The 9,520-nt window shown below is 37.0% G+C and carries 7 protein-coding genes, 1 pseudogene and 1 riboswitch; of the genes and pseudogenes, 5 read left to right on the top strand and 3 right to left on the bottom strand.

The window, feature by feature from the left end; genetic code table 11:
• Positions 1 to 76 precede the first annotated feature (76 nt).
• The 3 genes and pseudogenes from ptsG (at position 77) to DBX25_RS02430 (ending at position 3,876) form a co-directional block, all read left to right on the top strand.
• Positions 77 to 2,137: a glucose-specific PTS transporter subunit IIBC gene (ptsG, locus tag DBX25_RS02420; RefSeq protein ID WP_108669182.1), complete on the top strand. Its 2,061-nt coding sequence runs from the start codon at positions 77 to 79 to the stop codon at positions 2,135 to 2,137.
• Positions 2,138 to 2,247: 110 nt separating this feature from the next.
• A pseudogene (gene glsA, locus DBX25_RS02425) lies at positions 2,248 to 3,176 on the top strand (glutaminase A).
• Between the two features lie 175 nt (positions 3,177 to 3,351).
• On the top strand, positions 3,352 to 3,876 hold the full coding sequence (locus tag DBX25_RS02430; protein ID WP_108669183.1) for a tubby C-terminal domain-like protein: 525 nt from the start codon (positions 3,352 to 3,354) through the stop codon (positions 3,874 to 3,876).
• A 59-nt stretch (positions 3,877 to 3,935) separates the two neighbouring features.
• On the opposite strand, the gene DBX25_RS02435 is transcribed toward DBX25_RS02430, so the two are convergent.
• On the bottom strand, positions 3,936 to 4,763 hold the full coding sequence (locus DBX25_RS02435) for a protein-glutamine gamma-glutamyltransferase (RefSeq protein ID WP_338066668.1): 828 nt from the start codon (positions 4,761 to 4,763) through the stop codon (positions 3,936 to 3,938).
• 364 nt (positions 4,764 to 5,127) lie between these two features.
• Between DBX25_RS02435 and purT the strand changes: the two genes are divergently transcribed.
• Complete coding sequence (gene purT, locus DBX25_RS02440) at positions 5,128 to 6,285, top strand: phosphoribosylglycinamide formyltransferase 2 (RefSeq protein WP_108669185.1); 1,158 nt, start codon at positions 5,128 to 5,130, stop codon at positions 6,283 to 6,285.
• Positions 6,286 to 6,330: 45 nt separating this feature from the next.
• On the opposite strand, the gene metC is transcribed toward purT, so the two are convergent.
• Together metC and DBX25_RS02450 are read right to left on the bottom strand one after the other, a co-directional pair.
• Entirely contained in the window at positions 6,331 to 7,500 is a 1,170-nt protein-coding gene (metC, locus tag DBX25_RS02445) for a cystathionine beta-lyase (protein ID WP_108669186.1), read from the bottom strand.
• An 11-nt stretch (positions 7,501 to 7,511) separates the two neighbouring features.
• A complete protein-coding gene (locus DBX25_RS02450; RefSeq protein WP_108669187.1) occupies positions 7,512 to 8,609 on the bottom strand; it encodes a methionine biosynthesis PLP-dependent protein in 1,098 nt (365 codons plus the stop codon).
• A gap of 77 nt (positions 8,610 to 8,686) precedes the next feature.
• A riboswitch (SAM riboswitch) is annotated at positions 8,687 to 8,800 on the bottom strand.
• A gap of 165 nt (positions 8,801 to 8,965) precedes the next feature.
• On the opposite strand from DBX25_RS02450, the gene pcp reads away from it, so the two are divergent.
• Positions 8,966 to 9,520, top strand: a 555-nt coding sequence (gene pcp / locus DBX25_RS02455; RefSeq protein ID WP_240620123.1) for a pyroglutamyl-peptidase I, incomplete at its 3' end; no start/stop codon positions are given.

Here is a 9,520-nt window from a genome sequence, read left to right on the forward strand (position 1 = left end):
CTATCTCTATACGTTTTAGCAGTCCTCTTTCTTTATGCTTTTTTCATGAAATGATATTTACATAGGAGGTTTTGAAATGTTCAAAAAAGCTTTCGGCGTTTTGCAAAAAGTTGGGAAGGCATTGATGCTACCGGTTGCGCTTTTGCCAGCGGCAGGGATATTACTTGCGCTTGGTGCAGCACTTAAGAATCCTGCTCTATTGGAGTTAGCACCTTTCCTTGACAATAGCGGTGTTGCCATCGTCGCATCCGTAATGCAAAAAGCAGGTGATATTGTATTCGCAAATTTACCGGTACTTTTTGCGGTAGGGGTTGCGGTAGGACTGGCAGGCGGTGATGGAGTAGCAGGTTTGGCTGCCATCATTGGATACTTAATCATGAATGTAACGATGGGAACAGCTGCAGGGATTACAGCTGAAGACGTAAATGGCCTTAACTATGCTAATGTGCTAGGAATACCTACACTTCAAACTGGGGTGTTTGGAGGAATTATCGTTGGTATTATAGCTGCAATGTTATTTAACAGATTTTATGAAATAGAGTTACCGTCATATTTAGGCTTCTTTGCAGGTAAACGCTTCGTGCCTATTATTACAGCTGCTACAGCCGTTCTACTAGGTTTACTAATGTTAGTAATTTGGCCACCTATTCAAACAGGATTAAATGCATTCTCTCAAAACATGGTACATGCTAATTTAACACTATCTGCATTTATTTTCGGTTTGATTGAAAGATCACTAATACCATTTGGTTTGCATCATATTTTTTATTCCCCATTCTGGTTCGAGTTTGGTGAGTATGTAACAAAAGCCGGTGAAACGGTACGTGGTGATCAAAGAATTTTTATGGCTGAAATTGCTGATAATGTTCAAAATCTAACAGCAGGTACTTTTATGACTGGGAAATTCCCATTCATGATGTTCGGATTACCTGCAGCAGCCTTAGCGATTTACCATGAGGCTCGTCCTGAAAAGAAAGTAATTGTCGGAGGATTAATGGCTTCGGCAGCATTAACTTCATTCTTAACAGGAATCACAGAACCGCTTGAATTTTCATTTCTGTTTGTAGCCCCTGTATTATTTGCTATCCATGCGGTTTTCGCTGGATTATCCTTTATGATCATGCATATACTCGATGTTAAAATTGGTATGACTTTTTCAGGAGGTTTGATTGACTATATTCTTTTTGGCTTAATCAATCCCCAGACCAATGCATGGATTGTAATTCCAGTAGGCTTAGTTTTTGCGGTTATTTATTATTTTGGATTCCGTTTTGCAATACGCACATTTAACTTGAAAACTCCAGGACGTGAAGATGCAACTGAGGAAGAAGAGGTAGGCAAAAACCATAAGGGTGGAAACTTACCATACGAAATCCTTACAGCAATGGGTGGAGAAAAAAATATTACTCATTTAGATGCATGTATTACTCGACTTCGTGTATCCGTCAATGACGTGAATGAAGTCGATAAAAATCGTCTAAAAAAACTTGGTGCAGCTGGAGTGCTTGAAGTTGGTAATAACATTCAAGCTATATTTGGACCAAGATCTGAAACCATTAAAGGTCAAATGAAGGACATTATGAGTGGGAAAAAGCCTCGTGTAATAGAAAAACCATCTGAAGGTGGAGTCGAGCAACAAATAGAAGAAGTGAATCCAGAAGCACTACAAACGGAGCACCATGAAGAACTATTCTACTCACCGATAAAAGGGGAAATAAAATCCATCACAGAAGTTCCTGATGCAGTCTTTTCTGAAAAAATGATGGGTGATGGTTTTGCCATCGTCCCTTCTGAAGGAACCATCGTCTCACCTGTTGATGGACAAATTATCAATCTATTCCCTACAAAACACGCCATTGGAATCCTCTCAGATTCTGGACGCGAGATTTTAATCCACGTCGGGATTGATACCGTAAAACTTAAAGGAGAAGGATTCGAAGCATTTGTAAAGGAAAATGAACGGGTCGAAGTTGGGCAACCATTGTTAAAAGTGGATTTGGAATATATTAAGCATAACGCTCCATCCATCATGACACCTATTGTATTCACGAATCTTAAAGAAGGTGAAACGGTGGAACTTAGAAAATCTGGAAATGTAGATTTAAAGGAAGAACATATCATATCCATTAAAAAGTAATCAGAAATCAGCCTCTTTAAACGGGGCTGATTTCCTTTTGGATATATCAGTAAAGTATACGAAATGGGTTAAAATAACTGAAAATATAGCGAAAAAGTTGGTGAAATGGATTGAGTTTTCTTTCTAGGGATGAATTGAATGATTTGGTTTTAGAAGCCAAAAAATACACAAAGTATGGAAAATTAGCTGACTATATTCCAGCCTTGATAAAGGCTAATAAAGATAACTTAGCTATTGCGATTTACCACCCAGATGGAGAATGTATTTCAGCTGGAGACACGAGGGAAAAGATGACTCTACAAAGTATTTCGAAGGTTATTACCCTTGCTTATGCACTAATGGACTGTGGAGAGGATTTCGTTTTTAGCAAAGTAGGTTATGAACCTACAGGCGATCCATTCAATTCCATAATTAAATTGGAGATAAACAATCCTTCTAAGCCATTAAACCCTATGATCAACGCAGGAGCATTAGCAGTAGCACATATGATTTATGGCAATTCCGTTCAGGATCGTTTTAATAAAATCCTCTCATTTGTCAGGGAGTTAAGTGGAAATACAACGTAGAGTATTCAGAAGAAGTTGCTAAATCTGAATTAGAAACTTCATTTTTAAATCGTTCACTTTGTTATTACATGAAACAGCATGGTGTAATTGATGAAGAGGTTGAGAATTTAATGGATTTATATACAAAGATTTGTGCCATCGAAGTGGACTGTTTAGATTTAGCGAGAATCGGCATAGTATTTGCAATGAATGGCATTGATCCCGTAACAAAGAGAAGGATGATTCCTGATGATGTCGCTAGAATATGCAAAACTTTCATGGTGACATGCGGCATGTACAATTCATCAGGTGAATTTGCAATTAGGGTAGGTATCCCCGCAAAAAGTGGAGTATCAGGTGGCATTATGGGATCTATTCCTCATAGTTATGGATTAGGCATCTATGGCCCGGCCCTGGATGAAAAAGGAAATAGCGTTGCAGGATTAAAGCTACTAGAAATGCTTTCTGCTAAATATTCATTAAGCATGTTTTAAAATTAAGTGCAACCTAATCTATCATAAAAACTAATAAATAGTAAAAAACATGGCATCTACTAAACATCTTGCCATGTTATTTTTATCCCCAATTTGGAAAAATGAACCTATTTTAATTACTTTAAAGTATAATTTTATTTGGCTAATTATAATAGAATAACGAAAAGGAGATCTTATGCAGAAATATACTTACTCACCTCCAATGCTTAAGCCTTCTATAAAAATGATAGATGTTTATGATGAACAAGGTAATGTCGTATGCAAATTCAAAAGAACTTATAAAAACCTAATAACGAGGATAGGGAATTACTTATTTGATATTGATTGGTCTGCTCAGTTTGATGTTTATTCGAAAGATATAGATATAGTTTATCAGTGTAAGAAAATTTCTCCTTGGTTTGGGAAGCCAAAGTATATAGTGATTAATTGTAAGACTTATGAAGAATATCATGTTAGATATCAATCTTGGCAAAAAGTTGCCCCTGAATTTACAATAACTGGTAATGAGGGACCCTTTATTTTAAAGAAGGACCTCATGGATTGGGCAAGACTTTATCATAAAGGTAACGAAGTAGCAAGATGGAAAATGAAATCAACGGAGTGGTTCCAGACCCATTTAGAAATAGAAAAAGAATCCCCTATACAAGAACCAGAATTTTTCGTCTGCATGTTTCATTGTATTTTCATTGTTGGGGACTAAAGAAGTATGTAAGCTTATCACGTAAAAAAGAGCATTTTCTCTATGCTCTTTTTGCTTCCTCATAAAAGATATATTTTGGAACCGACTTTGGAAATAATGATATTTGAAAAAAGATGATATTTTCGCTTCATAACTGGATAAAGATTAACGTTTCTTAATTGACTAATACTAAATGCATCAATTCGTATAATATTATCTGTAAGATAGGCGGATATTTTTGCATCTTTTTTTCTTTTCCTATTTAAAACCTTAATCATACCCTCTTTCGTTTTTATTCCTATCCCATGCCCATAGAACAGACCTTCCTCTAATAAGATTGAATTTTCACCTTTCCACTCTGGAGTTTCGGGATTAAAATCAGGATTTTTAAAATATAAAATATCCCCAGGCAAATAGTCCCTCCCAACACTATCTTTTAAAACTAAATCTGAATCATACTGCCAATCGTATAATACGAGGTCGGAAAATTTACGATTGAAGGTTTTCGTATCGATGGTATCTAAGATTGCTTTATACAGAACGATTACGATTGCAGTTGCACACTCAAAAGCATATTTATCACTGTTAATAAAAATATCTTCGATTCCTTCTTGTGGTGTAACACCTTTTTTTAATTCAAATGCTCCTTTATCAGTTAACCTCCAATATTTTTCATTGCATTTTGATGTACTAAAGGTTGCAAATTTAGCGTCACTTTTATATAAATTAATAGCTTCCAGCACGGTATGAAGTCTTAGGGCCAAGTCCCATTCTAGTTCCCACAAATATTGAAATTCATATCTCTTGTTATATGTTGTCATCAAATGCAGGATATCATAGGCTTCAGGAGGGAATTTCTCAAGGGCGATCTGACTTACATCGGTTTCTTTACCACTAATTACAATCAGTCTTCATCAACCCCTTCTTAGCTATATGCATAGTAATTCATATGTTGGAAAATTAGGTATTAACACTTATTTAGTATTGGGAAAACCTCTGTAAAATGATTTTTCAAAACTTTTTAATACACTCGTTCGTTTAATATATGTAAAGCCACCAAGGATACGTATCAATAAAAGGCGTTCTTTAGAATGAAGGGGAATGCATTGGTAGAAAACATATTAACAGAACTTTGCATCGTTCGTATTTGTTTAAGTTATCGCAAATGAAACAATGTATTAACAACATACTTTTAATTATTCACGAACTAAATTTATTTATAAAACAATTAATATTCGTGTATAATGAAGGAAAAGGTGTAGGGAGGACTTTATGTTCCATTCTAAGAAACTATTATTACTTGGTTCAGGTGAATTAGGAAAAGAGGTATTAATAGAAGCTGCTCGCTTAGGTGTTGAAACGGTTGCAGTTGATCGCTATGAGCATGCACCAGCCATGCAAGTTGCTGGGCGTAGCTACGTGATTGACATGCTTGATCCGAAGCAGGTCAGAGAGGTGATTGAAAAAGAAAAACCTGATGTAATTGTGCCTGAAATTGAGGCAATAGCAACCGCAGAGCTTCTGAAGTTAGAAGAAGAAGGCTATCGCGTTATCCCTAATGCCCGTGCCGCGAAGTTAACTATGGATCGTGAGGGGATTCGACGTTTAGCATCTGAAGAATTAGGTCTTCCAACAGCAAAATATTTATTTGCAAATACATATGATGAATTTAAGAAATCAGTACTGGAAATAGGCTTCCCTTGTGTAGTTAAACCGCTGATGAGTTCATCTGGAAAAGGACAGAGTGTTTGTCTAACAGAAGAAGAGATAGAAAACTCTTGGACTATAGCTATGGAAGGTGGCAGAGTACAAAATGGTCGAGTCATTATAGAGGAATTTATTCAGTTTGACTCAGAAATCACTCTTCTTACAGTTCGTGCTGTTAATGGAACGATGTACTGTGCTCCAATCGGACATATTCAAAAGGATGGAGACTATATCGAATCGTGGCAGCCTCATCATATGACTGACCAACAAATCCAGGAAGCTGAAAGAATTGCAAAGATGATCACGGATGAGCTGGGTGGTTATGGCTTATTTGGTGTCGAACTTTTCCTATCAAAGGATAAGGTTTATTTCAGCGAAGTTTCTCCACGCCCACATGATACCGGATTGGTCACTTTGGTAACACAAAACTTATCTGAATTTGCCTTGCATGTACGTGCAATACTAGGGTATCCCATTCCAGAAATCCATTTATTGACACCAGGTGCAAGTCGTCCACTTAAAGCAGTTGAAGAATTATATGATTATAACGTTCATGGAGTGGAAAAAGCTTTAAATGTACCAAATACCCAAGTTCGAATCTTTGGTAAGCCTGTTACTAAAATAGGACGTAGGATGGCTGTAACATTGTCCACTTCGAATTCTATAGAACAAGCGAGAGAAAATGCCAAACAAGCACTCGATTACTTAATAATATCTAAGTAAAATTTAGGAACACCGTTCAGTGGCTTGAACGGTGTTCTACAAAACTTAAGAATAAACCATACATTTGTTAATGGCATATTCAAAGTCATTAATTAAATCCTCAACATTTTCAATTCCAACAGATAACCTCAACAGTTTATTTGAAATACCACGTTTTCTTCGAGTTTGCTCATCCATTGAAGCGTGCGACATTTTGACAGGATAAGAAAGTATAGATTCAACTGCCCCTAAACTAACTGCAAAAACAGGAATTTTTAAATGCTCAATAAAGGTTTTTATTAGTTCCTCGTTATATAGCTCAAAGGAAAGTACAGCACCTGAACCATTAGCTTGAGATTTTTGTAGTGAATAACCTTGGTGTGAAGGGAGGCCAGGATAATAAACTTTCGTAATGAATGGATGATTATTTAAGTAAGATGCCAGGGTTCCTGCTGATGCTGTGGATTGTTGCAATCTTACATATAAAGTCTTTAATCCTCTTAAAAGAAGCCAGCAATCTTGAACTCCTAAAACGGCACCAAAAGAATTTTGTAAAAAATAGAGTCTTTCGGCAAGTACCTGGTCTTTTACTACCGCTAATCCTGCTAATAGGTCACTATGTCCTGAAAGAAATTTAGTTGCGCTATGCAGAACTATATCCGCTCCGAGATCTAGAGGCTTCTGTAACAAAGGAGTAAGAAAGGTGTTATCGACTATCGTCAGAGCGTTTATTTCTTTTGCTACTTGACTTATTGTCTGAATGTCTATGATTTTTAATAAAGGATTGGAGGGTGTCTCGATGTAAAAAGCTTTTGTATTTGGCCGTATCGCTTTTTTCACTTCTTCGATATTAGTCATGTCAACAAAGGAGTGATAGATTCCAAGTCTATTTAACACTTCTGTAACCACCCTATATGTGCCCCCATATACATCTTCGGATATGATGATATGATCCCACTGGGAAAAAAGCAAAAAGGTACTTGAAATGGCAGCCATACCAGATGAAAAAGCAAAGCCCCTAAAGCCATTTTCAAGAAGAGCTATTTGGTCCTCCAGCACTTTCCGAGTCGGATTCCCTGAACGACTATAATCGTATTCACCAAAGTTCTCTAAATTATTTTGATGAAAAGTGGAGGATAGTTGAAGCGGAACATTTACTGCTCCCGTTGTAGGGTCTATCTTGTTGGAATGATGCAATAGTTTTGTTTGCTCTGTAAAACAGGAACTTTCATTCATTATAATACCTCCTATAGGACAGATTTTAGTGCTGACTCTAAATCGTTAATTATATCCGTTTCATTTTCAATCCCGACTGAAAATCGAAGGAGACGATTACATATTCCACGCTGTATCCGAACATCCTCTGGGATATCTGCATGTGTTTGAGTGGCAGGGTAAGTAATAAAGCTTTCAACACCACCCAGGCTTTCAGCAAAAGTAATAAGTCTTATAGTTTTCAAGAATTTAGGAATCCATGCTTCATTTTTCAATCGAAAAGAGATCATGCCTCCGCGACCAGGATATAGCACATCAGTAACTGCTGCGTGATTGTTCAAGAAGGAGACTACCTTTTTTGCGTTTTCTTCATGTTTTTGCATCCGCAGAGATAGTGTTTTCATCCCTCTAATTAAAAGCCAGGAGTCAAATGGGCTAAGGACTGCTCCAGAAGCATTATGATGGTAAGACAGTTGTTCACAAAGTAGGTCTCCTTTTGCAACAATTAGGCCGGCCAATACATCATTATGTCCACCAAGATATTTGGTAGCACTATGGATTACGATATCCGCTCCAAGTTCAATTGGTCTTTGAAGTAATGGAGTATAAAACGTATTGTCTACAATAAGGAGAAGTCCATGCTTTTTGGCAACCTTTGATATTTCTTGAATATCCGTGATTTCCATAAGCGGATTAGAGGGAGTTTCAAGAAAGATGGCCTTCGTTGATGGTGTAATTGCAGTTTCAATATTATTAGGGTTTGATGTATTCACATATCGACAGGTTAATCCCCATTTGCGATAGCCTTCCTCCAGTAATCGGTAGGTTCCACCATATAAGTCCCTTGACACGATCCATTCATCGCCAGATTGGAATAATGTCAAAAGGGTCGCTATTGCCGCCATACCAGAACTACAGGCAAATCCTTTTTCTCCACCTTCTAATTCAGCAATTGCTTTTTCTAATAAACCACGAGTTGGATTTCCGGTCCTAATGTAATCAAAGCCCGTAGATTCCCCAATCCCTTCGTGTCTGTACGCTGTCGAAAAATAGACAGGCGGATTTACTGAGCCAGTTAAGGTATCACTTTTATTACCGATTTGAACAAGTTTTGTTTCAAGTTCGAACATGGAACTCCCCCTTAATGAAAAATGAAAATAAAAAAAGCCCTCCATAAGAAGAAGGACTTTTACATGTAGAGCCGTTCTCCTTATCTTCCAAGTCCATATCGAACTTGATGGAATTAGCACCTTTTCAGCGTATAAGGCTGAAGGTTGCTGAGGTGTCATAGGGCCATTCCCTCTACCTCTCTGGATAAGAATTAAATTGATTAAATTGTTTTTTATACTGTATAACAGTTATTTGAAAATTACAACAACAAATTGTTGTATGATTACCAAATTAATGTTAGGGTCGAATTAACTTTGATATTTGCATAAAAACCATTCTAATTTTAGATAAATCAAAAGTACTAGGAGGCAACACAATGGCCCATATATTACTCACAGGCTTTGATCCTTTTGGTGGAGAAACCACGAATCCCTCACTTGAAGCGGTTATGAAGCTTAATGGAAAACAAATTAATCAACACTTAATAGTAGCTCGTAAACTGCCAACGGTTTTTCATGAATCTGTTCAAACTATAAAAATGTATTTGGATGAACTCGATCCTCATGTGGTAATTTGTGTCGGGCAAGCAGGAGGAAGACCTGATATCTCTATTGAAAGAGTGGCCATAAACGTTGATGATGCAAGAATTCCAGACAACAAAGGTCAACAACCCATAGATACTCCAATTTTTAAGGATGGTCCAGCAGCGTATTGGTCAACTCTACCCATTAAATCCATGGTAAAAAAGCTCCGAGAAAATGGGGTGCCAGCTTCAATTTCTCATACTGCAGGAACATTTGTTTGTAATCATATTTTTTATTCCTTGCTACATATTATTAAGAGTAGGGGAAGGGAAGCAAGAGGCGGTTTTATACATATACCTTTTTTACCAGAACAAGCAGCACATCATCCTGGCCAACCAAGTATGTCA

This window comes from Peribacillus acanthi (assembly GCF_003073175.1).
In the GTDB taxonomy this organism is placed as follows: domain Bacteria; phylum Bacillota; class Bacilli; order Bacillales; family DSM-1321; genus Bacillus_BN; species Bacillus_BN acanthi.

Bases quoted from the DNA above. Each gene is read 5' to 3' on its own strand.
- ptsG (WP_108669182.1), top strand. From the start codon at position 77: ATGTTCAAAAAAGCTTTCGGCGTTTTGCAAAAAGTTGGGAAGGCATTG.
- DBX25_RS02430 (WP_108669183.1), top strand. From the start codon at position 3,352: ATGCAGAAATATACTTACTCACCTCCAATGCTTAAGCCTTCTATAAAA.
- purT (WP_108669185.1), top strand. From the start codon at position 5,128: ATGTTCCATTCTAAGAAACTATTATTACTTGGTTCAGGTGAATTAGGA.
- metC (WP_108669186.1), bottom strand. From the start codon at position 7,500: ATGAATGAAAGTTCCTGTTTTACAGAGCAAACAAAACTATTGCATCAT.
- DBX25_RS02450 (WP_108669187.1), bottom strand. From the start codon at position 8,609: ATGTTCGAACTTGAAACAAAACTTGTTCAAATCGGTAATAAAAGTGAT.